Raw genomic sequence first — 20,940 nt, 5'->3', positions numbered from 1 at the left:
AAACTACACAACAAAATCTGCAAATAAGCGGGTTACTTTTGGAATATCCGTGAGGCGTTTTCCATGACTTCAACATTAATTTCCAATACCGATTCAGCGCAAAAAGCGCTGGACGATAAATTATCCGTACGTGAAAAAATAGGCTATGGGTTGGGTGACGCAGGCGGAACGGTAATTACCTGCTTAATCATGAATTTCCTGACCTTTTTTTATACCGATATTTTTGGCTTAACCCCGGCACTGGTCGGCACACTGTTTATGGCATTACGTGTATTCGATGCCATATCCGACCCGGTAATGGGGATCATCGCTGACCGCACCCAAAGTCGCTGGGGCCGTTTTCGCCCCTGGCAGCTATGGATTGCCCTGCCTATCGGCATTATCGGCGTGCTGACCTTCACCGTCCCCGATGCCAGCATGAACGTGAAAATTGCCTGGGCATTTGGCACTTATCTTCTGCTTTCTGTGGGTTATACCGCCATCAACGTGCCCTACTGCGCGCTAATCAATACGATGACCACGCGCCACAGCGAAGTGATCTCCTGCCAGTCCTGGCGTTTTGTGCTCTGTGGCGTGGCGGGTTTTCTGGTCTCAGTAGGCCTGCCGTGGCTGGTCTCCTCACTGGGTAAAGGGAATGCCGCGCAGGGTTATCAACTTGGTGTCGGCGTGCTGTGCGCCATCGCCGTAGTGATGTTCCTGTGCTGTTTCTTCTGGGTGCGTGAACGGGTGCCGCTGTCGACGATGGGTAAATTCACCCTGCGTGAACACCTGGCGGGGTTGCGTAAAAACGACCAGTTGTTACTGATGCTGCTGATGTCTTTCCTGCTGATCAATGTGTTCAACATTCGCGGCGGCGGCTACATGTACTTCATCACCTATGTACTGCAAGGCAGCACCGGTTATACCTCGCTATTTTTCACCATGGTGACCTTTGCCTCGATTCTTGGTTCGGTGCTGGTTAACCCGCTGTCAAAACGCTTCGACACGGTGAAATTCTACTACTACACCAACCTCGTGCTGGCCGCGCTGTCGGTGATGATGTGGCTCCTGCCTACCGGACCGGCCTGGCAGACCCTGTGGCTGGCAGTCATTCTGGGTAATGGCGTGATCCTCGGCTTTACCCTGCCGCTGCACTTCTCACTGATGGCCTTCGCCGATGATTACGGCGAGTGGAAGACCGGCGTGCGTTCGTCCGGTATGAACTTCGCTTTCAACCTCTTCTGCATCAAGCTCGCCTGGGCGTCCAGCGCCGTCATCATCAGCCTGGTGTTCGTTTTCGTCGCCTATCAGCCCGGCGCAGGGAATCAGACACCCGCCTCGTTACAAGGCATCACCGCAATGGAGACGCTGCTGCCTGCCCTGTTCCACCTGCTGCTGGCGTTCGCTATCCGCGCCTGCAAGCTCAACAATCCCATGATGGCGCGCATTGCCACCGATCTGCGCCAGCGTCATGTTCAGTCTTAAGGAGTCTGTAATGGAAGTCGATCTGCACAAACTGAAAGTCAGCGATGCATTTCTTGGTCAGTATCAACAACTGGTACGCGAGGTTGTTATTCCCTACCAGTGGGATGCACTGAATGACCGTATCGCCGAAGCCGACCCCAGCCATGCGATTGAAAACTTTCGTATCGCCGCAGGGCTGCAGGAGGGGGAGTTTTACGGCATGGTCTTTCAGGACAGCGACGTCGCCAAGTGGCTGGAAGCGGTGGCCTGGTCACTGTGCCAGAAGCCGGATGCGGAACTGGAGAAGACCGCTGATGAGGTGATCGAGCTGGTCGCCGCAGCCCAGTGTGACGATGGTTATCTCAACACCTATTTCACGGTCAAAGCGCCGCAGGACCGTTGGACCAACCTGGCCGAATGCCATGAGCTCTATTGCGCCGGGCATATGATTGAGGCGGGGGTGGCTTATTTTCAGGGCACCGGGAAACGCCGTCTGCTGGAGGTGGTCTGCCGCCTGGCGGATCATATCGATTCGGTCTTCGGCCCCGGTGAACGACAGTTGCACGGCTACCCAGGGCATCCGGAGATCGAACTGGCGCTGATGCGTTTGTACGAAGTTACTCAGGAGCCGCGCTATCTGGCGCTGGTGAATTACTTTGTTGAGCAGCGTGGCACGCAGCCGCATTTCTACGATGTCGAATATGAAAAGCGCGGGCGGACCTCTTACTGGCATACCTACGGCCCGGCGTGGATGGTCAACGACAAAGCCTACAGTCAGGCACACCAGCCGTTAGCCGAACAGCAAACGGCTATCGGCCACGCGGTACGCTTCGTCTACCTGATGACCGGCGTGGCCCACCTGGCGCGCTTAAGCCAGGACGAAGGGAAGCGTCAGGATTGCCTGCGGCTATGGAACAATATGGCGCAGCGCCAGCTTTACATCACCGGCGGCATCGGCTCGCAGAGCAGCGGCGAGGCGTTCAGCAGCGATTATGATCTGCCCAACGATACGGTGTATGCCGAAAGCTGTGCCTCCATTGGGCTGATGATGTTCGCCCGCAGAATGCTGGAGATGGAGGCCGACAGCCAGTATGCCGATGTGATGGAGCGTGCGCTCTACAATACGGTGCTCGGCGGCATGGCACTGGACGGGAAACACTTCTTCTACGTTAACCCGCTGGAAGTGCACCCGAAGTCGCTGAAATTCAACCATATCTATGACCATGTGAAACCGGTTCGTCAGCGCTGGTTTGGCTGTGCCTGCTGCCCGCCGAATATCGCCCGCGTGCTCACCTCGCTCGGCCATTATCTCTACACTCCGCGCGAGGATGCGCTCTATATCAACCTCTACGTTGGCAATAGCGTGGAGATCCCGGTGAGCGGTCAGGCGCTGCGGCTGCGGGTAAGCGGCAACTATCCGTGGCAGGAGCAGGTCACCATTACCATCGAGTCACCGCAGGCGGTTGACCACACGCTGGCGTTGCGTCTGCCGGACTGGTGCGCCGCTCCGCACATCACGCTGAACGGTGCGGAGGTGGCCAGCGATGTCCGTAAAGGCTATTTGCATATTCAGCGCCGCTGGCAGGAAGGCGATACCCTGACGCTCACCCTGCCAATGCCGGTACGCCGGGTTTATGGCAATCCGCTGCTGCGTCATGTGGCGGGTAAAGTGGCGATTCAGCGCGGGCCGCTGGTTTACTGCCTGGAGCAGGCGGACAACGGGGAAGAGCTGCATAATCTGTGGCTCTCACCGCAGGCGACATTCACCGTTTTTGAGGGTAAGGGGATTTTCGCCCATAAAATGCTGATTCAGGCGCAGGGCTATAAGCAAACAGCGGCTGACGCGGGGCAGCAGGCCCTGTGGCGTTATGACAAAACGCCAGGCGAACGTCAGGCGCAGACGCTGACCTTTATTCCGTGGTTTTCCTGGGCAAATCGCGGCGAAGGGGAGATGCGGATTTGGGTTAACGAGGAAAGGTAACCGGGTGCTGTAATCGCCGGAATGTCCCGGATGTCGGCGTAACGCCTTATCCGGGTTACCGTTCACCGTCTTACTTGAGCAGGCGCACCCGGCAGGCTTTGCCTTTGATTTTGCCCTGCTGGAGTTGCTTCCAGGCCTGTTTTGCCACGGACTGACGCACGGCAACATAGGCATGCATCGGATGCATATCAATCTTGCCGATATCCGCACCGTCCAGGCCAATATCACCGGTCAGTGCGCCCAGAATATCACCGGGGCGCATTTTGGCTTTCTTACCGCCATCGATGCACAGGGTCGCCATCTCCGCTTCCAGCGGCTTGATGTTGTTGCTGATAACCGGGGATTGCCAGTCGAGCGAAATAGCCAGCATTTCACCGAGAATAGCCGCACGCTGCGCTTCTTCCGGTGCGCACAGACTAAGCGCCATACCGCTCTGCCCGGCGCGCGCGGTACGGCCAATGCGGTGTACGTGCACTTCCGGGTCCCAGGACAGCTCGTAGTTGATGACCATTTCCAGCGCTTTGATATCCAGCCCGCGCGCGGCGACGTCGGTAGCCACCAGAACACGGCTACTGCCGTTGGCAAAGCGCACCAGCGTCTGGTCGCGGTCACGCTGTTCCATATCGCCATGCAGCGCCAGCGCGCTCTGGTTACGCTCATTCAGCGCATCGCATACTTCCTGGCAATCTTTTTTGGTGTTGCAGAACACCACGCAGGAAGCTGGCTGATGCTTGCTTAACAGACTCAGCAGCAGCGGAATTTTTTCCCGGCGCGAGACTTCATAGAAATGCTGCTCCACCGCCGGTAAGGCTTCGACCGAGTCGATCTCAATGGTTTGCGGAACGCGCTGGAAACGGGTGCTGATGGCCGCAATAGCCGCAGGCCAGGTGGCGGAAAAGAGCAGCGTCTGACGACGTTCCGGCGCATGGCGCAGGATGGCGTCAATAGCGTCGCTAAAACCCATATCGAGCATACGATCGGCTTCGTCCAGGACCAGCGTTTTCAGGGCCTCCAGGGTGACGGTGGCTTTTTCCAGATGATCCAGCAGACGACCCGGCGTGGCGACGATGATATGCGGCGCATGCTGGAGCGAATCGCGCTGTGCGCCAAACGGCACACCGCCGCACAAGGTCAGAATTTTAATGTTGGGCAGATAACGTGCCAGACGACGAAGCTCTTTGGCGACCTGGTCGGCCAGCTCACGCGTTGGGCATAGCACCAGAGATTGGGTCACAAACTGGCTGGCATCGATGTGCTGCAGCAAGCCTAAGCCAAACGCGGCGGTTTTGCCGCTGCCGGTCTGCGCCTGTACGCGCACGTCTTTGCCTTCAAGGATCGCCGGCAATGCCGCCGCCTGGACCGGGGTCATGGAGTGATAACCCAGCTCATCAAGGTTGGCGAGGAGTTCAGCGGGCAAAGCATTTAAGGTTGAAAAGGCGGTCACGGTGTTATCTCTGTGTAGTTGCAGGCCGCTATGCTAGCAGACTCTGTGTGTCCGGTCATTGCGGCTACATATGTTTGCCTTTAGCTCGCTTTAAAAGGGTCTTTCTGGTCGTCCTTGCTGTCATCGCGCTTACGAGGGATTTCCCCCTGTTTGTTTGGCGCGTCTTTAACATCTTTGGTGTGTTGGTCATCGGACTGGTGATGTGTGGCCATATTTTCCTCCCGTGTTGTTTTATCGAGTATAGACAATCGGGATCGTGGACCGGAGGAATGGCGAATACTCTTTAGCATTCAGCCTGTTCCCCACCCGGTCATAACCCCGGATGGCGGCGCAAACGCCTTATCCGGGCTACACCCCGTAGCCCCGGTAAGCGCAGCGCCATCGGGGGTTCAGGCTATTTCGTAAACAGCGCTTTATCGCGCAGCACGTGGTCATTGCCGCGACGGCGGGTAAAACCGATGCGGTCGAAGTATTCCAGGATCTGAATCGCCAGCTTACGCCCGACGTTAAGGGTGTCGCGGAAATCCGCTGCGCTGGTCGAACCGTGAATCGGATCGCGGTCGCGGATCATACTGGCGAAAGCGACAATCCGATCGTTGCGGTAATAACGATCTTTGACGATCGCCGTTATCAGCCCTTGTTGTGCCGCCTGGCGCAACACGCTGCGCATCACCTGCTCATCCGCGCCCGTCTCACGCGCTAAATCACGCACCCACCAGGGTTCGTCGCCGAACAACGGCTCGGCACGCTGCCAGATGGCGGCCTGCTCGTCGGTAAAGCCCGCTTTATGATCCGGCAGATGCAGCCAGCCGTGGTGGCTGTGGATCTCGCCGCTGTCGCGCATCTGCTCAATCAGCGTCAGCACCAGCGCTTCATCTTCCATCGGCAGCGCCATACGCCGTAAACGTTCGCGTCCAGGACCGGGTTCATCCGCATGCTGATCGTGATATTGGGCAAGTGTGGCGAGCAATTTACGCTGCCAGCCTGCGGCCACGGGCGCACTGAGCAGGTTGTCTCCCGCACGAATAAACCCAGGCTCGCTCACCAATGCCTCAAGCCCGGTATCGTTCAACTGCCGCGCCCAGGCAAAGGCCGGAAGGTTCACCGCCCCGCGTTGCAGATGCACGGCCAGCGCCTGCGCATCGCTTTCTGTTGCCGCCAGTGCGCCAAGCCACTGCTGATACTCCTGTTTACGCTTGCCGCGACGCGGTGGGTGCAACGTCACCACGCGCGCGCCTGCCAGCGTTTCACGCGCGGAAATGTCCCGCAGCACCAGCCTGTCGTTATCGGCCAGCCATAACGGCGTATCAAGCACCAGCTCCGCCAGGTTGTTATCCAGCAATGATACGCGCCCGGTGATATGACTCGCAGCATGGTGAATATGCAGCGGTTGCCACTGGGTCAACGGCGTATGGGTTTGCAGCGCCACAATGACACGCTCCGAAGGTTCGGGCGGCGTGACGGAAAGCAGCCAGTCCCCACGGGTCAGGGCCTCTTTTTCCGCATCACCGGCGATATTCAGGGCGATGCGTTGCCCGGCATACGCCCGCTCGGTCGGCTGATTTTGGGCATGCAATCCGCGCACGCGCATCGGCTTATTCACCCCGGTGAGCCACAGCGTATCGCCCACGCGCACTTCACCCGACAGCGCGGTTCCGGTCACCACCAGCCCCGCCCCTTTCACCGTAAACGCCCGGTCGAGCGCCAGGCGAAAACGTTGATGCTGCGGATGCGCACGCGCAGGCAGTTGCAGCAGGTGCGCGCGCAGTTCGTCAATGCCACGCGCTTCGGTTGCCGCCGTCACAAACAGCGCCGCCTCTTTCCAGCCAAAGTCGTTTAACGTCGCCAGTACCTCGTGGCGGACGGCATCAATACGCGCCTCATCCACGCGATCGGCTTTGGTCAGCGCAACAGTCAGCGCCGGGTTACCGGTGAGTTGCAAAATAGCCAGATGCTCGCGGGTTTGCGCCATCACGCCATCGTCGCAGGCCACCACAAGCAGCGCATGGTCGATACCGCCCACACCTGCGAGCATATTGGACAGAAACTTCTCGTGGCCCGGCACATCAATAAAGCCTGGCACGCTGCCATCCGGCTGCGGCCAGTAGGCATAGCCAAGATCGATGGTCATACCGCGCGCTTTCTCTTCCGGCAAACGGTCAGCATTCACGCCGGTTATGGCCTGTAGTAATGTCGTTTTGCCGTGGTCGACGTGCCCGGCGGTGGCAATAATCATTTCAACAACATCTCCAGAAATCGGGGTTCATTCTCAAGACAGCGTAAATCCAGCCATAAGCGGCCATCAGAGATCCGCCCCAGCACCGGCTCTGGCAGGTTACGCCAGGATGCAGCGAGCGCTTCCAGGCGACGCCCGCTGCCGTCACGCGGGGTAAACGTCAGTGCGGCGCTGGGCAGCCTGTCCACCGGCAAGGAACCGCTGCCGATTTGCGATAAACACGCTTCCACACGCAGGTCAAACGCATCGTAATGGTCGGCCAGCACCCCGGCAAGGCGCAACGCTTGCTGGCGAATCTCGTCTGGTTTTCGCGTCAGCAAACGCAGGGTGGGTAAATTGTCCCGCAGCTTTTCCGGGTGCAGATACAGACGCAGCGTCGCTTCCAGTGCTGCCAGCGTCATTTTATCTGCCCGTAGCGCACGCTTGAGCGGGTGGCGCTGCAACTGCGCGATCAGCGCTTTTTTCCCCACAATGATGCCCGCCTGCGGGCCGCCAAGCAGTTTATCGCCGGAAAAACTCACCAGACTCACGCCTGCGGCAATCAGTTCCTGCGGCATCGGCTCTTTTGGCAAACCATAGAGACTTAAATCCACCAGCGAGCCGCTGCCCAAATCCGCAATCACCGGCACATTTAACTCATCACCGAGCGTCACCAGCTCCGCTTCGTCTACCGTTTTGGTAAAGCCTTCAATGTGATAGTTGCTGGTATGAACCTTCATCAGCAACGCGGTATTGTTGTTGACCGCCTCACGATAATCTTTCGCATGGGTGCGATTGGTGGTGCCGACTTCATGCAGAAAGCAGCCCGCCTGGCGCATGACATCCGGAATACGAAACGCGCCGCCGATCTCCACCAGCTCGCCACGAGAGACCACCACCTCTTTACCACTGGCCGTTGCCGCCAGCATCAGAAGAGCCGCCGCTGCATTGTTATTGACGATGCAGGCATCCTCCGCGCCCGTCAGGCGGCAGAGGATATCGGCGAGCGCCTGGTCGCGGTGCCCGCGCCCGGCGTCATCCAGCGAATACTCCAGCGTTACGGGTGAACGCATCACCTGCGCGACGGCGTCGATCGCCGCTTGCGCCTGTAACGCGCGCCCAAGATTGGTGTGTAACACGGTGCCCGTCAGGTTGATAACCGGGCGCAGCGCGCTGACATTTTCATCCAACAAGCGCTGGTACGTTGCCTGTGCCCAGTCATTACACCAGACGGGCAGAACCTGGCGCTGGCGGACGTCATCACGGGCTTCGTCCTGCAACTGGCGCAGCGTCTGCGCCACACGGTTATGCCCAAATTCGGTCAGTAACAGAGTGAACGCCTCATCACGTAACAGGCGATCGGTTGAGGGGATCTGGCTGTAAAGCGAGTGATTTTCCGTTGTCATGAAATGGCCTGGCTGAGGGTTGCCCCCTCCCGTTGGGAGAGGGGTTCGACATGAGGGGGATTGTACAGCGACTTGGTTCAGCCTGACATAACGGGCGTCAATCCTTTGGCGGTTCTGTGCGCGCAAAGCTTTCACGCTGAAAGAGATTTTCCACCATTTTAACCAATTGCGGACGATCCACACACCAGCCAGGGGAGACACGGCGGAAATTGAGATAGCTAATGGCGCAGGCAATGGCGATAGTGGCGAGGTTCATCTCATCAACGCGTAATGCCCCTTCGTTGATATAGCTCTCCAGGGTGTCGAGGCCGCGATTGATTTTTTCGCGCTGGCGTAAGAGCTCCGTTTCCGATTGCTGGGCCACCGGACGCGCTTGCTCACGCACGGAAACCAGCGCCGCATCCATAATACCGTCCGCCAGCGCTTCAATCTGACGAATTTTCAGCGCGGCTTTGGGATCGGCAGGCAGCATGGCCGGAGCGATACCCAACAGATCGATATATTCGGCAATGATCGGCGAGTCGTACCACACTTCACCGTCATCGGTTACCAGGGCCGGTACTTTTCCCAACGGGTTGTAATGCGCCACGCCGTTAATGGCGTTATAGGGCTGTTCATTCACAAATTCGAAGGTGATGCCCTTCTCGAGCAGGATGACCGATATTTTTCGTACAAAAGGGCTGGTATAGCTGCCGATAAGTTTCATTGCCTTCTCCTCTTCGCCAACAAAACAGTAAGTATGTACTACCCGACCAAAGCGCGCGCTGACCATTTCATAAATGTGAAAACTGCTCTGACTATAGTGCGTTACGCCTTGCCTTCGAAGCCGCGCAAAAAGTGAAAGGGAATTACAGTGGCTCAGGCCAGGAAAAACCACAGTTTGCGACCGATCACACTCGGAAAACTCCTGGCAAAAATATCTTGTGATTTAGATCACAAACAAACAACAAACTCACCGCTAACAATTGTGATTAACATCACATTAACAGGCGCATAGCGGTGAAATTTTAGCCTTTGTTCTTTTTTTACACATAATTTTTGTGACGAATATCACTTCATTGGATGGTATACCCCCTGCATTAACGTGATCTCCATCACACAAATTAGCACCATCTGGACAGTTCATCGATTCGGTGCGAGATTTCGCAGCACAGATCATGGGTCCGGCTACCTCTGCCGCCACGTTAACAACAAAACCTCGGGCTTCCGGCCTGTGAGATAGCAAACATAAGAAGGGGTGTTTTATGTCATCCGATATCAAGATCAGAGTGCAAAGCTTTGGTCGCTTCCTCAGCAACATGGTAATGCCCAATATCGGCGCGTTTATCGCGTGGGGTATTATTACCGCATTGTTTATTCCTACAGGATGGTTACCAAACGAAACGCTGGCGAAACTCGTCGGCCCAATGATTACTTTCCTGCTGCCGCTGCTGATCGGTTTTACCGGTGGTCGTCTGGTGGGCGGCGATCGTGGTGGTGTGGTAGGTGCAATCACCACCATGGGTGTTATCGTCGGTGCTGATATGCCGATGTTCCTTGGTGCAATGGTTGCCGGTCCTCTGGGCGGCCTGTGCATCAAGAAATTTGACGCTGCTGTAGACGGTAAGATCAAATCCGGTTTCGAAATGCTGGTAAATAACTTCTCCGCTGGCATCATCGGTATGATCCTGGCACTGCTGGCGTTTAAAGGCATCGGCCCTGCGGTTGAAGTTCTGTCCAAAGGCCTGGCTGCTGGCGTTAACTTCATGGTGGCGCACGACATGCTGCCGCTGGCGTCTATCTTTGTTGAACCGGCGAAAATCCTGTTCCTCAACAACGCCATCAACCACGGTATCTTCTCGCCGCTGGGTATTCAGCAGTCTCATGACCTCGGCAAGTCTATCTTCTTCCTGATCGAAGCAAACCCGGGTCCGGGGATGGGCGTTCTGCTGGCGTACATGTTCTTTGGTCGTGGTAGTGCTCGTCAGTCTGCTGGCGGCGCGGCTATCATCCACTTCCTGGGCGGTATCCACGAAATTTACTTCCCGTACGTGCTGATGAACCCACGTCTGCTGCTGGCGGTAATCCTCGGCGGTATGACTGGCGTGTTCACGCTGAGCGTGCTGAACGGCGGCCTGGTTTCTCCGGCTTCTCCGGGTTCCATCCTGGCCGTACTGGCAATGACGCCGAAAGGCACTTACTTCGCGAACCTCGTGGCTATCTTTGCTGCGCTGATCGTCTCCTTCGTTATCTCCGCGATTCTGCTGAAAACCAGCAAAGTGAAAGAAGAAGACGACGATATCGAAGCGGCTACCCGTCGTGTACAGGACATGAAAGCACAGTCTAAAGGCGCTACCCCGCTGACCGCTGGCGACGTGACCAACGACCTGAGCCACGTTCGTAAAATCATCGTTGCGTGTGATGCCGGTATGGGTTCCAGCGCAATGGGCGCCGGTGTGCTGCGTAAGAAAGTTCAGGATGCCGGTCTGACCAACATCTCTGTGACCAACAGCGCTATCAACAGCCTGCCGTCTGACGTTGACCTGGTGATTACGCACCGTGACCTGACCGAGCGCGCTATGCGTCAGGCTCCTCAGGCACAGCACATTTCACTGACCAACTTCCTGGACAGCGGCCTGTACACCAACCTGACTGAACGCCTGGTTGCCGCACAGCGCCACGTGGACAACAGCGTAAAGGTTCAGACCAGCTTGCAGGATAGCTTTGACGCTGGCGACAGCAACCTGTTCAAGCTGGGCGCAGAAAATGTGTTCCTGGGTCGTACAGCCAGTAACAAAGAAGAAGCTATCCGTTTTGCCGGCGAGCAACTGGTGAAAGGCGGTTATGTTCAGCCGGAATATGTTGAAGCGATGCTGGAACGCGAAAAACTGACCCCGACTTACCTGGGTGAGTCCATCGCGGTACCGCACGGCACCGTTGAAGCGAAAGATCGCGTGCTGAAAACCGGCGTAGTATTCTGCCAGTACCCGCAAGGCGTGCGCTTCGGTGAAGAAGAGGATGACATCGCCCGTCTGGTTATCGGTATCGCTGCGCGCAATAACGAGCACATTCAGGTGATTACCAGCCTGACCAACGCACTGGATGATGAAACCGTTATCGAGCGTCTGGCAAATACCAACAGCGTTGAAGAAGTGCTGGCGCTGCTGAAAGCGTAACCCTGGTCCCGGATGCGGCTCCGCCTTATCCGGCTACCAAAAACGTAGACGCGTCTCCCGGATAAGCGAAGGGCATCCGTGGGACACCTCCCCTCTCCCTCAGGGAGAGGGTTAGGGTGAGGATAATTTCACGTGGTTCCTCACCCCAGCCCTCTCGGGTAAAAACATTGATTAAGGTTAATTCTATGAAAGCATTACATTTTGGCGCAGGTAATATCGGACGTGGCTTCATCGGCAAACTGCTGGCTGACGCGGGGATTACGCTGACATTCGCCGATGTTAATCAGGTGGTTCTCGACGCCCTTAATGCCCGTCATAGCTATCAGGTTCACGTTGTTGGTGAAAAAGAGCAGGTAGACACCGTTTCCGGCGTCAATGCGGTAAGCAGCATCGGCGACGATGTGGTTGATCTGATTGCCTCTGTTGATCTGGTGACAACCGCCGTTGGTCCGGTGGTTCTGGAGCGTATCGCCCCGGCCATCGCCAAAGGCCTGGCAAAACGTAAAGCGCAGGGCGTAGAAGCGCCGCTGAATATCATTGCCTGTGAGAACATGGTGCGCGGTACCTCTCAGTTAAAAGGCCATGTGTTCAATGCGCTGGCAGCAGAAGATAAAGCGTGGGTTGAAGCCCATGTCGGCTTCGTTGATTCCGCAGTAGACCGCATTGTTCCGCCTTCTGAATCTGCAACTAACGATCCACTGGAAGTGACCGTAGAAACCTTTAGCGAGTGGATTGTTGATAAAACCCAATTTGTTGGCGACCTGCCAAACATTCCAGGCATGGAATTAACCGACAATCTGATGGCGTTTGTTGAGCGCAAGCTCTTCACGTTGAACACCGGGCATGCTATAACCGCGTACCTTGGACAACAGACCGGTCATCAGACCATTCGTGACGCCATTCTGGATGACAGCATCCGTGCAGTGGTGAAAGGCGCAATGGAAGAGAGTGGCGCGGTTCTGATCAAGCGCTACGGCTTCGATGCTGCCAAACACGCCGCGTATATCGAAAAAATCCTTGGTCGTTTTGAGAACCCATACCTGAAAGATGATGTTGAGCGCGTAGGCCGTCAGCCGCTGCGTAAACTGAGCGCAGGCGATCGTCTGATCAAGCCGCTGCTCGGCACGCTGGAATATGGTTTACCACACGCGAACCTGGTAAAAGGTATCGCCGCTGCCATGCATTACCGCAGTGAACAGGATCCGCAGGCGCAGGAATTAGCGACCTTAATTGAAGAAAAAGGCCCACAGGCCGCGCTGGTGCAGATCTCCGGTCTGGACGCAGCAAGCGACGTGGTAGCCGAAGCTGTTAACGCATACAACGCAAAGGCATGATGCCGAGTTTGGCGCGGGACATCCCGCGCCTGTTAACAAGATTGTCAGATATGCAGGCAATAATGGAACTAACACAGGCTTTCGAAAACCGTGTGCTCGAGCGTCTGAATGCTGGCAAAACCGTACGAAGCTTTCTGATTGCCGCCGTCGAGTTATTGACCGAGGCGGTGAATATCCTGGTGCTTCAGGTCTTCCGCAAAGACGACTATGCAGTGAAATATGCTGTAGAGCCGTTGCTTGACGGAGATGGACCGCTGGGCAATTTGTCCGTGCGCTTAAAACTGATTTATGGGCTTGGCGTAATCAGTCGGCATGAGTATGAAGATGCGGAATTGTTGATGGCGTTACGTGAAGAACTGAATCACGACGGCACAGAATACGCTTTCACCGATGATGAAATCCTGGGACCGTTTGGCGAACTGCACTGCGTGGCGGCGCTGCCTGCAACACCGCCCTTTGATACCAGCGACCCCGACCTGTTTGCTATGCAAAAACAGCGTTACCAGCAGGTCGTTCGTTCAACCATGGTGCTTTCCCTGACGGAGTTGATTTCCCGAATCAGCCTGAAAAAAGCATTCCAGAAATAAGCTTATTCTGTCTCTTCTTCATGAACACATGCAGGCCGATAAAGCTGGCGATAATATTCCAGCCGTTCACGGTACATATCGACCTTATCTGTGGGAATATCATCAGGAACACGGTCTTTCTTATGCTGATGCGCCAGGTACTCACGGAACGCCTGGCTTGAAGCCATAAAATCGATCGCTTTATCGATGATTTGTGGGGTGTAGTCACCTAATTTAGCCATTTTCTCCTCTCCTTTTTGCCCAACCGTAAAACAAAGATGGACCTGCATGCGGGATACTTTTAGTGTTTCCGTGCTTTTCTGGGGTTGTTCGCCGCAATGCGGTATCCTTATATTTTAATCAGCAGAAACACATTCCTATGAAAGAAGTTGAAAAGAACGAAATTAAACGCCTGAGCGACCGTCTGGACGCTATCCGTCACCAGCAGGCCGGTTTATCGCTGGTGGAATCCGCCGAAAAATACGCGGAGCTGGAGAAAGAAAAAGAGACTATCGAAGCTGAAATTGAACGTCTGCGTGGTCAGTACAGCCAGAAACTCAGTAAAGAAGCACAAAAGCTGGTAAGCATGCCGTTCAAGCGCGCCATCACCAAAAAAGAGCAGGCCGATCTGGGCAAGCTGAAAAAAAGCGTGCGGGGTATTATTGTTGTGCACCCGATGACCGCGCTGGGCCGCGAAATGGGCCTCAAAGAGATGACAGGCTTCTCGAAAACCGATTTCTGATCCCGCTTCCCCTTCTTCACCGAAGGGGAGCCCTTTTTCTGCGTAAAAATCCATCCCACCAGGCGTAATCGGCGCAGGAAGTTTAAGCCTGGACTGCGCGGAAAAACCGGAGCGTACACGGAGCACGTGAGGATTCTGCGCTTCGCTTATCCCTACGGGACCGCCTGAGGGCGTTCAAAACGCTCTGCGTTTTGTTTGAGCACTACCCATGTTCAAACGGGCAAGCAAGAGAGCCTGATGGAATGGATTTCAAGTGGCCCTACCACTTCACGCATTTATGCGCGTCGCTTCACACCCCGCAAAATCACATAAAATTAACATTGCCATTACAAACCAGCCAATTAACCTTGTGCTAATGGCATTGTGCTGCCGCTAACTGGCAGTACCACTTTCCCCCCGAATTTGACTGACACGGAGCAGACCATGACCGCGATTGCTGAACGGCTTTCTGAGGATGTTGCCCGGCGAATCAGAACGCTTATTCGTGAAAAAGGGCTTGAGGCGGGCATGCGTTTGCCCTCTGAGCGCCAGCTCGCCCTGCAACTTGGCGTGTCGCGCAACTCTCTGCGCGAAGCCATCGCAAAACTCATCAGCGAAGGCGTTTTGCTGAGTCGCCACGGCGGCGGCACTTTCGTGCGCTGGCAGCATGAGGCATGGTCGGAACAGAACATTGTGCAGCCGTTAAAAACGCTGCTTGAAGATGACCCAGATTACAGCTTCGATATCCTCGAAGCGCGCCATGCTATTGAAGGCAGCACCGCCTGGCATGCGGCCTTACGCGCCACACCCATCGAAAAAGAAAAGATTCGTCTGTGCTTTGAGGCCACCCTGGCCGAGGACCCGGATCTTGCGTCCCAAGCGGACGTCCGCTTTCACCTGGCAATTGCCGAGGCGTCGCACAATATCGTACTGCTGCAAACCATGCGTGGCTTTTTCGACCTGTTGCAAAGCTCGGTGAAACAGAGCCGCCAGCGCATGTACCAGGTTCCCCCGGTCTTTACGCAGCTCACCGTGCAGCACCGTGAAATTATGGACGCCATTTTTGCCGGAGATGCCGATGGCGCCCGCGAAGCGATGATGGCGCACCTTGGTTTTGTTCACACCACGATTCGTCAGTTTGATGAAGACCAGGCGCGCAGCGCGCGCATCACTCGCCTGCCCAATGAACGGCATTCGCATTCTTTTGGAGACCCAGCATGATCATTTCCGCCGCCAGCGACTACCGCGCTGCCGCCCAACGCATACTGCCCCCCTTCCTGTTCCACTACATTGACGGTGGTGCCTATGCAGAATACACGCTGCGTCGGAACGTAGAGGATTTGGGTCAGGTTGCTCTACGCCAGCGGGTGCTGAAAAACATGTCAGCGCTGAGCACGGAGACCACCCTCTTTGGCGAGAAACTGTCTATGCCGGTTGCGCTCGCCCCGGTGGGATTATGCGGCATGTACGCGCGGCGGGGGGAAGTCCAGGCGGCAGGCGCGGCGGATGCGAAAGGTATACCTTTTACTTTATCGACCGTATCTGTTTGTCCGATTGAAGAGGTAGCGCCGACCATTAAACGCCCGATGTGGTTTCAGTTGTATGTTCTGCGCGACCGTGGATTTATGCGCAACGCCCTGGAGCGCGCCAAAGCGGCGGGGTGTTCCACGCTGGTCTTTACTGTCGATATGCCCACACCCGGGGCGCGATACCGCGATGCCCATTCCGGCATGAGTGGACAAAACGCCGCATTGCGCCGCTACTGGCAGGCAGTGACGCATCCACAATGGGCGTGGGATGTGGGTCTGCATGGCAGACCGCACGATTTAGGCAATATCTCGACCTACCTGGGTAAACCCACCGGGCTTGAAGATTATATCGGCTGGCTGGCCAACAATTTCGATCCCTCTATATCCTGGGAAGACCTTGAATGGATCCGCGAGTTTTGGGATGGCCCGATGGTGATCAAAGGGATCCTCGATCCCGAAGATGCGCGGGACGCGGTGCGCTTTGGCGCAGACGGGATTGTGGTGTCGAACCACGGCGGGCGTCAGCTTGATGGCGTGCTCTCTTCCGCGCGAGCATTGCCCGCCATTGCCGATGCGGTGAAAGGCGATATCGCAATTCTGGCGGACAGCGGTATTCGCAACGGGCTGGACGTGGTGCGGATGCTTGCGCTGGGCGCAGACACGGTGCTGCTGGGCCGCGCTTATCTTTACGCGCTGGCGACACATGGCCGCGCCGGGGTGACAAACCTGCTGAATCTGATCGAAAAAGAGATGCGGGTGGCGATGACCCTGACCGGCGCGAAGTCCATCAGCGAAATCAGCAAAGACTCGCTGGTGCAGGAGCTGAATAAGATCCCGGCGGCGCTGGCACCGTTGTCGCAAGGGGATGCGGCTTAAATAAGAGCTGCCTGATGCCCTCACCCCGGCCCTCTTCCACAGCGAGAGGGAGAAAAAAGCATCCAGTCTTACACCGGGGAGAGGGAGAAAAAAGCACCCAGTCTCACACCGGGCAGAGGGAAAGTTCCCTCTCCCACAGGGAGAGGGTTAGGGTGAGGGCAAAATTCTGCTATGCTCCCCCCGCTATCAAGGGGGCAGCATGTTAAATATCGTTTTATTCGAGCCAGAAATCCCACCGAATACCGGGAACATCATCCGCTTATGCGCTAACACCGGCTTTCGCCTGCACATTATCGAGCCCATGGGGTTTACCTGGGATGATAAGCGCCTGCGCCGTGCCGGGCTGGATTACCATGAGTTTGCCGCCGTGAAGCGTCACCATGATTATGCCGCGTTTGTTGAGGCCGAAAAGCCGGAACGTCTGTTTGCTCTCACCACCAAAGGAACACCAGCACACAGCGCGGTGAGTTATCAGGACGGCGATTATCTGATGTTTGGCCCGGAAACGCGCGGATTACCGATGTCGATTCTGGACGCGCTACCTTCAGAACAAAAAATCCGTATTCCGATGATGCCGGACAGCCGCAGCATGAACTTGTCTAACGCAGTGTCGGTAGTGGTGTATGAAGCCTGGCGCCAGTTAGGATATGCTGGCGCGGTATTGCGAAGCTGAGTCAGCGTTCTTCCGGAGGCGGCGCGTGGCATCGCCTCCGGGCACTCAATCAAATCCCGTCGCCGTACTCAAACCCGTGGTTAATCCCATTAAAATGCTGATCCATATCCATCGCGGGTTTGTCTGATTCCGGCTTGCCGACAATGCGCGCCGGAACGCCTGCGGCGGTGGTGTGCGGCGGTACAGGTTGCAACACCACGGAACCTGCGCCGATTTTCGCACCGCGGCCTACTTCGATATTGCCGAGGATTTTCGCCCCGGCGCCAATCATCACCCCTTCACGGATTTTCGGGTGACGGTCGCCGCTGGTTTTGCCTGTCCCGCCCAGCGTCACCGACTGCAGAATCGACACGTCATCTTCAATCACCGCGGTTTCACCCACCACAATGCCTGTAGCATGGTCGAGCATAATGCCACGCCCGATTTTAGCCGCCGGGTGGATATCAACCTGGAACGATACGGAGACCTGATTTTGCAGGAAAATGGCCAACGCGCGGCGTCCCTGGTTCCACAGCCAGTGGCCGATGCGGTACGCCTGTAGCGCGTGAAAACCTTTCAGATACAAAAGCGGCGTAGAGTATTTATCCACCGCCGGATCGCGGGTACGCACCGCCTGAATGTCGCAGGCCGCTGAGGCGATCATCTCCGGGTCAGCCGCATAGGCTTCCTCGACCACTTCACGAATGGCGATGGCAGGCATGATGGGTGATGCCAGCTTATTTGCCAGCATATAGCTTAGCGCGCTGCCCAGGTTTTCATGCTTGAGTAACGTTGCGTGGTAAAAACTGGCCAGCATTGGCTCACAGTCCGCCAGCGCCCGGGCTTCGGCTTTAATATTATTCCAGACGATATCCAGTTCTTCACACGGCATTGCTTACTCCAGACGTAATAAGTTCAGCCAGTCACTGCTTAACTGGCTGAGGACATAAACACAAAATCATTCTTACTGTGTCGCGACGACGAGGCTGGAAACCCCAGGCGCTTACATAAGTAAATGACGGGGGTACGCAGCCGAAGCCAACAACCAGGCAGCATGAAAGATGACGTATGTGCTAAATACTACTGCGCTCGTCCTTGCGCGCACGACCTAATAAGGTCAATGCTGCCTCGCGCGCATTTTTTCCGCAATACAATACCTGATAAATTTCCTCGGTTATTGGCATTTCGACACCAAACCGATGCGCCAGAGCGCGAACTTCTTTGGTATTGCGGTAGCCCTCGACGACCTGACCAATCTGGTCCTGCGCCGTTTGCACGTCCATCCCCTGCCCCAGCGCCATACCGAAACGACGGTTGCGCGACTGATTATCGGTACAGGTCAGCACCAAATCCCCTAAACCCGCCATGCCCATAAAGGTGGCCGGATCGGCACCCAGCGCCGCGCCCAGACGCGACATTTCGGTCAAACCACGGGTGATAAGCGCTGTTCGGGCGTTAGCGCCAAAACCGATGCCGTCCGACATGCCTGCGCCAATCGCAATGACGTTTTTCACCGCGCCGCCAAGCTGCACGCCAATGAAATCCGGATTGCTGTAGACGCGGAAGCTTTTACCACAGTGCAGCAATTGCTGGAGATCATCGGCAAACACCGGGTCAGTCGACGCCAGAGAAATCGCCGTTGGTAACCCTGCCGCCAGCTCCTTCGCGAAGGTCGGCCCGGAGATAACCGCCAGAGGAATCTCATCGCCCAGCACTTCACGCGCGACGTCTTGCAACAGGCGCCCCGTCTCAGCTTCCAGACCTTTGGTGGCCCAGACAATGCGCGCATCGCTGCGCATTAGCGGTTTAATCTGCTGTAAAACAGTGCCAAACACGTGGCTTGGCACAACCACGAGAATGTTACGGCTGGCCGCCAGAGCACAAGCGAGATCGCTTTCCAGCGCAAGCGTATCAGGAAAAGGGACATCAGGAAGGAAAGCGGCGTTACAACGGTCATGCTGTAAGGTCGCAATATGTTTCGGGTCATGGCCCCAAAGAACAACCTGGTGGCCATTTCTTGCCAGTGTGATGGCAAGAGCGGTGCCGTAAGAGCCGGCACCGATCACAGTCATTTCAGCATTGCGTGCGTTCATCAGGCATCCTGATGTTGTTCAGCACCTTCGCCAGCCTGCTGCTGCAGATAGTTCATGAACAGCGCATCAAAGTTCACCGGCGCAAGGTTCAGTTGCGGGAAAGTACCGCGGGAAACCAGGCTGGTGATGCACTCACGCGCGTAAGGGAACAGGATGTTCGGGCAATACGCACCGAGGCAATGCGCCAGCTGGTTACCATCGATACCGTCAATGGAGAAGATACCGCCTTGCTGTACTTCGCACAGGAAGCCCGTTTCTTCACCCAGGGAAGCGGTAACGGTAACACGCAGTACCACTTCATAAACGCCTTCAGCCAACTGAGTGGATGCAGTATCCAGGTCCAGTTTCACTTCCGGCTGCCAGTCTTTCTGAAACACATGCGGAGCATTCGGTGCTTCGAAAGAGATATCTTTAGTGTAGATGCGTTGAATCTGGAAAGTCATTTCCGTGTTGTTTTGTTCAGACATGTCTAAAACCCTTAAGTGTTGTCCTTAATACGCTTTATTCTTCAGGCTGCCTCTGTTTGTCGGCCTTGACGCAACGTGAATCACTTCTTCTATGCATTAACGCAACAGGGGATCGAGCCCACCGCGCGCGTCCAGCGCATATAAATCATCACAGCCGCCAATGTGCTGTGCATCAATAAAAATCTGCGGTACCGTCGTACGGCCACTACGTTTAATCATCTCTTCGCGTTTCACCGCGTCGCCATCGATCGGCAGTTCTTCAAAAGAAACGCCTTTGCTGCTCAGCAGCGCTTTTGCGCGATGGCAAAACGGGCAGGTTGCTTTGGTGTAGATCTCAATATTGGCCATGACTTTGCTCCAGTTGTTTCACCCAATGGATTTCATATTGCAGGAAGGCGACAAAATTATGAATCCCAGGAGCTTACCTCAGTAAGTGACCAGGTTGAATAATTGCAGCCAACGCGCCTGCGGCATGAAAGACAACGGGTAAGTTACTTACCGCGTACCAGCGGAAGATTCTCACCGCTCCAGCCTGCGATGCCTTCTTTGAGCACAAAAACTTGCTCAAAACCGGCTTTGATCAGTGCGTTTGCAGGTTCCTGAGCCTGCATCCCGGAGCCGTCCACGACGATAACCGGTTTGCTTTTGTGTTTCTCAAGCTCACCTACATTATTGGCCTTGATTTCGGTTGGCAGCAAATTCACTGAGCCTGCGATGTGACCTTTTCGGAAATCATCGCGCTGGCGCAAGTCCACGATAACAGCATCTTCTTTGTTGATCAGACGCGTCGCTTCACCACGAGTGATCACTTTCACTTTCGATGCGAGGCCTTTGAACGTCATGAACAGCACCGCCCCCAGTAATACAATCCAGGCGAGGCAAAGTACGGGGTGGCGACTAACAAATTGCATAATTTCTTGCATGGGGGGTAACAGCTCCCGAATCAGTGAGTAAAAACCAGGAAAGGAGTATACCTGTGCGGTGTAGCAAATACAGCCAGCGAGCGTAATGGAATGCATTTTCTGCGGACTGTTACGAAAAAAATTCATCAACGCCGT

20 protein-coding genes are annotated in these 20,940 nt (G+C 55.8%); 9 read left to right on the top strand and 11 right to left on the bottom strand.

What is annotated here, in order from left to right; all coding sequences use genetic code 11:
• Positions 1 to 63 precede the first annotated feature (63 nt).
• Together ACS0RQ_RS00755 and ACS0RQ_RS00750 are read left to right on the top strand one after the other, a co-directional pair.
• Positions 64 to 1,464 carry an MFS transporter gene (locus ACS0RQ_RS00755; protein WP_039080151.1) on the top strand — a complete coding sequence of 467 codons (1,401 nt, stop codon included), beginning with the start codon at positions 64 to 66 and terminating at the stop codon, positions 1,462 to 1,464.
• On the top strand, positions 1,451 to 3,424 hold the full coding sequence (locus ACS0RQ_RS00750; protein ID WP_271849234.1) for a glycoside hydrolase family 127 protein: 1,974 nt from the start codon (positions 1,451 to 1,453) through the stop codon (positions 3,422 to 3,424). Before ACS0RQ_RS00755 ends, ACS0RQ_RS00750 begins: the two co-directional genes overlap by 14 nt.
• Before the next feature lie 70 nt (positions 3,425 to 3,494).
• Here ACS0RQ_RS00750 and dbpA read toward each other — a convergent pair whose 3' ends face one another.
• From dbpA to ACS0RQ_RS00725, 5 genes are all read right to left on the bottom strand, one after another.
• Complete coding sequence (gene dbpA / locus ACS0RQ_RS00745; protein ID WP_271849233.1) at positions 3,495 to 4,868, bottom strand: ATP-dependent RNA helicase DbpA; 1,374 nt, start codon at positions 4,866 to 4,868, stop codon at positions 3,495 to 3,497.
• Positions 4,869 to 4,948: 80 nt separating this feature from the next.
• Positions 4,949 to 5,080, bottom strand: a complete 132-nt coding sequence (locus ACS0RQ_RS00740; protein WP_223878750.1) for a hypothetical protein — start codon at positions 5,078 to 5,080, stop codon at positions 4,949 to 4,951.
• Positions 5,081 to 5,262: 182 nt separating this feature from the next.
• The gene (selB, locus tag ACS0RQ_RS00735; protein ID WP_271849232.1) at positions 5,263 to 7,104 is read right to left on the bottom strand and encodes a selenocysteine-specific translation elongation factor; all 1,842 of its coding nucleotides are present in this window, start codon (positions 7,102 to 7,104) and stop codon (positions 5,263 to 5,265) included.
• Positions 7,101 to 8,489, bottom strand: a complete 1,389-nt coding sequence (selA, locus tag ACS0RQ_RS00730; protein WP_271849231.1) for an L-seryl-tRNA(Sec) selenium transferase — start codon at positions 8,487 to 8,489, stop codon at positions 7,101 to 7,103. The genes selB and selA overlap by 4 nt, the downstream gene beginning before the upstream one ends.
• A 97-nt stretch (positions 8,490 to 8,586) precedes the next feature.
• Positions 8,587 to 9,195 (bottom strand): glutathione S-transferase, encoded by a 609-nt coding sequence (locus tag ACS0RQ_RS00725; RefSeq protein ID WP_039080146.1) that lies wholly within the window; start codon positions 9,193 to 9,195, stop codon positions 8,587 to 8,589.
• A 538-nt stretch (positions 9,196 to 9,733) separates the two neighbouring features.
• Here ACS0RQ_RS00725 and ACS0RQ_RS00720 point away from each other — a divergent pair.
• The 3 genes from ACS0RQ_RS00720 (at position 9,734) to mtlR (ending at position 13,565) form a co-directional block, all read left to right on the top strand.
• Entirely contained in the window at positions 9,734 to 11,644 is a 1,911-nt protein-coding gene (locus tag ACS0RQ_RS00720; RefSeq protein WP_271849230.1) for a PTS mannitol transporter subunit IICBA, read from the top strand.
• A gap of 185 nt (positions 11,645 to 11,829) precedes the next feature.
• Positions 11,830 to 12,978 carry a mannitol-1-phosphate 5-dehydrogenase gene (gene mtlD / locus ACS0RQ_RS00715; protein ID WP_039080144.1) on the top strand — a complete coding sequence of 383 codons (1,149 nt, stop codon included), beginning with the start codon at positions 11,830 to 11,832 and terminating at the stop codon, positions 12,976 to 12,978.
• Complete coding sequence (mtlR, locus tag ACS0RQ_RS00710) at positions 12,978 to 13,565, top strand: mannitol operon repressor MtlR (RefSeq protein WP_103245146.1); 588 nt, start codon at positions 12,978 to 12,980, stop codon at positions 13,563 to 13,565. Before mtlD ends, mtlR begins: the two co-directional genes overlap by 1 nt.
• 2 nt (positions 13,566 to 13,567) lie before the next feature.
• Here mtlR and ACS0RQ_RS00705 read toward each other — a convergent pair whose 3' ends face one another.
• Positions 13,568 to 13,786, bottom strand: coding sequence for a hypothetical protein (locus tag ACS0RQ_RS00705; RefSeq protein WP_039080142.1), 219 nt, complete (start codon positions 13,784 to 13,786; stop codon positions 13,568 to 13,570).
• Positions 13,787 to 13,923: 137 nt separating this feature from the next.
• Between ACS0RQ_RS00705 and ACS0RQ_RS00700 the strand changes: the two genes are divergently transcribed.
• From ACS0RQ_RS00700 to trmL, 4 genes are all read left to right on the top strand, one after another.
• Complete coding sequence (locus ACS0RQ_RS00700; RefSeq protein ID WP_271849229.1) at positions 13,924 to 14,286, top strand: YibL family ribosome-associated protein; 363 nt, start codon at positions 13,924 to 13,926, stop codon at positions 14,284 to 14,286.
• A 423-nt stretch (positions 14,287 to 14,709) separates the two neighbouring features.
• Positions 14,710 to 15,486 (top strand): transcriptional regulator LldR, encoded by a 777-nt coding sequence (lldR, locus tag ACS0RQ_RS00695; protein ID WP_071195064.1) that lies wholly within the window; start codon positions 14,710 to 14,712, stop codon positions 15,484 to 15,486.
• On the top strand, positions 15,483 to 16,670 hold the full coding sequence (gene lldD, locus ACS0RQ_RS00690; protein WP_271849228.1) for an FMN-dependent L-lactate dehydrogenase LldD: 1,188 nt from the start codon (positions 15,483 to 15,485) through the stop codon (positions 16,668 to 16,670). Before lldR ends, lldD begins: the two co-directional genes overlap by 4 nt.
• 199 nt (positions 16,671 to 16,869) lie before the next feature.
• Complete coding sequence (gene trmL, locus ACS0RQ_RS00685) at positions 16,870 to 17,343, top strand: tRNA (uridine(34)/cytosine(34)/5-carboxymethylaminomethyluridine(34)-2'-O)-methyltransferase TrmL (protein ID WP_125123722.1); 474 nt, start codon at positions 16,870 to 16,872, stop codon at positions 17,341 to 17,343.
• 49 nt (positions 17,344 to 17,392) lie between these two features.
• Here trmL and cysE read toward each other — a convergent pair whose 3' ends face one another.
• From cysE to ACS0RQ_RS00660, 5 genes are all read right to left on the bottom strand, one after another.
• Complete coding sequence (gene cysE, locus ACS0RQ_RS00680) at positions 17,393 to 18,214, bottom strand: serine O-acetyltransferase (RefSeq protein WP_047372612.1); 822 nt, start codon at positions 18,212 to 18,214, stop codon at positions 17,393 to 17,395.
• Positions 18,215 to 18,395: 181 nt separating this feature from the next.
• A complete protein-coding gene (gpsA, locus tag ACS0RQ_RS00675) occupies positions 18,396 to 19,415 on the bottom strand; it encodes an NAD(P)H-dependent glycerol-3-phosphate dehydrogenase (protein WP_039080136.1) in 1,020 nt (339 codons plus the stop codon).
• Entirely contained in the window at positions 19,415 to 19,882 is a 468-nt protein-coding gene (gene secB, locus ACS0RQ_RS00670; protein ID WP_039080135.1) for a protein-export chaperone SecB, read from the bottom strand. The genes gpsA and secB overlap by 1 nt, the downstream gene beginning before the upstream one ends.
• A gap of 96 nt (positions 19,883 to 19,978) precedes the next feature.
• Positions 19,979 to 20,230, bottom strand: coding sequence for a glutaredoxin 3 (gene grxC / locus ACS0RQ_RS00665; protein ID WP_039080134.1), 252 nt, complete (start codon positions 20,228 to 20,230; stop codon positions 19,979 to 19,981).
• A 143-nt stretch (positions 20,231 to 20,373) separates the two neighbouring features.
• On the bottom strand, positions 20,374 to 20,805 hold the full coding sequence (locus ACS0RQ_RS00660; protein WP_110296564.1) for a rhodanese-like domain-containing protein: 432 nt from the start codon (positions 20,803 to 20,805) through the stop codon (positions 20,374 to 20,376).
• Positions 20,806 to 20,940 lie beyond the last annotated feature (135 nt).

This window comes from Phytobacter diazotrophicus, assembly GCF_052061655.1.
GTDB classification, from domain to species: Bacteria; Pseudomonadota; Gammaproteobacteria; order Enterobacterales; family Enterobacteriaceae; genus Phytobacter; species Phytobacter diazotrophicus.
The sequence above is the reverse complement of the archived record's forward strand: the minus strand, read 5'-3'. Positions and strand labels throughout refer to the sequence as shown.

What these genes read in the sequence shown, in the direction of transcription:
- ACS0RQ_RS00660 (WP_110296564.1), bottom strand. Translation starts at nt 20,805, where the DNA reads ATGCAAGAAATTATGCAATTTGTTAGTCGCCACCCCGTACTTTGCCTC.
- selB (WP_271849232.1), bottom strand. Translation starts at nt 7,104, where the DNA reads ATGATTATTGCCACCGCCGGGCACGTCGACCACGGCAAAACGACATTA.
- ACS0RQ_RS00750 (WP_271849234.1), top strand. Translation starts at nt 1,451, where the DNA reads ATGTTCAGTCTTAAGGAGTCTGTAATGGAAGTCGATCTGCACAAACTG.
- mtlD (WP_039080144.1), top strand. Translation starts at nt 11,830, where the DNA reads ATGAAAGCATTACATTTTGGCGCAGGTAATATCGGACGTGGCTTCATC.
- ACS0RQ_RS00720 (WP_271849230.1), top strand. Translation starts at nt 9,734, where the DNA reads ATGTCATCCGATATCAAGATCAGAGTGCAAAGCTTTGGTCGCTTCCTC.
- lldD (WP_271849228.1), top strand. Translation starts at nt 15,483, where the DNA reads ATGATCATTTCCGCCGCCAGCGACTACCGCGCTGCCGCCCAACGCATA.
- ACS0RQ_RS00725 (WP_039080146.1), bottom strand. Translation starts at nt 9,195, where the DNA reads ATGAAACTTATCGGCAGCTATACCAGCCCTTTTGTACGAAAAATATCG.
- trmL (WP_125123722.1), top strand. Translation starts at nt 16,870, where the DNA reads ATGTTAAATATCGTTTTATTCGAGCCAGAAATCCCACCGAATACCGGG.
- ACS0RQ_RS00700 (WP_271849229.1), top strand. Translation starts at nt 13,924, where the DNA reads ATGAAAGAAGTTGAAAAGAACGAAATTAAACGCCTGAGCGACCGTCTG.
- selA (WP_271849231.1), bottom strand. Translation starts at nt 8,489, where the DNA reads ATGACAACGGAAAATCACTCGCTTTACAGCCAGATCCCCTCAACCGAT.
- cysE (WP_047372612.1), bottom strand. Translation starts at nt 18,214, where the DNA reads ATGCCGTGTGAAGAACTGGATATCGTCTGGAATAATATTAAAGCCGAA.
- gpsA (WP_039080136.1), bottom strand. Translation starts at nt 19,415, where the DNA reads ATGAACGCACGCAATGCTGAAATGACTGTGATCGGTGCCGGCTCTTAC.
- grxC (WP_039080134.1), bottom strand. Translation starts at nt 20,230, where the DNA reads ATGGCCAATATTGAGATCTACACCAAAGCAACCTGCCCGTTTTGCCAT.
- mtlR (WP_103245146.1), top strand. Translation starts at nt 12,978, where the DNA reads ATGCCGAGTTTGGCGCGGGACATCCCGCGCCTGTTAACAAGATTGTCA.
- ACS0RQ_RS00740 (WP_223878750.1), bottom strand. Translation starts at nt 5,080, where the DNA reads ATGGCCACACATCACCAGTCCGATGACCAACACACCAAAGATGTTAAA.
- ACS0RQ_RS00755 (WP_039080151.1), top strand. Translation starts at nt 64, where the DNA reads ATGACTTCAACATTAATTTCCAATACCGATTCAGCGCAAAAAGCGCTG.
- ACS0RQ_RS00705 (WP_039080142.1), bottom strand. Translation starts at nt 13,786, where the DNA reads ATGGCTAAATTAGGTGACTACACCCCACAAATCATCGATAAAGCGATC.
- secB (WP_039080135.1), bottom strand. Translation starts at nt 19,882, where the DNA reads ATGTCTGAACAAAACAACACGGAAATGACTTTCCAGATTCAACGCATC.
- lldR (WP_071195064.1), top strand. Translation starts at nt 14,710, where the DNA reads ATGACCGCGATTGCTGAACGGCTTTCTGAGGATGTTGCCCGGCGAATC.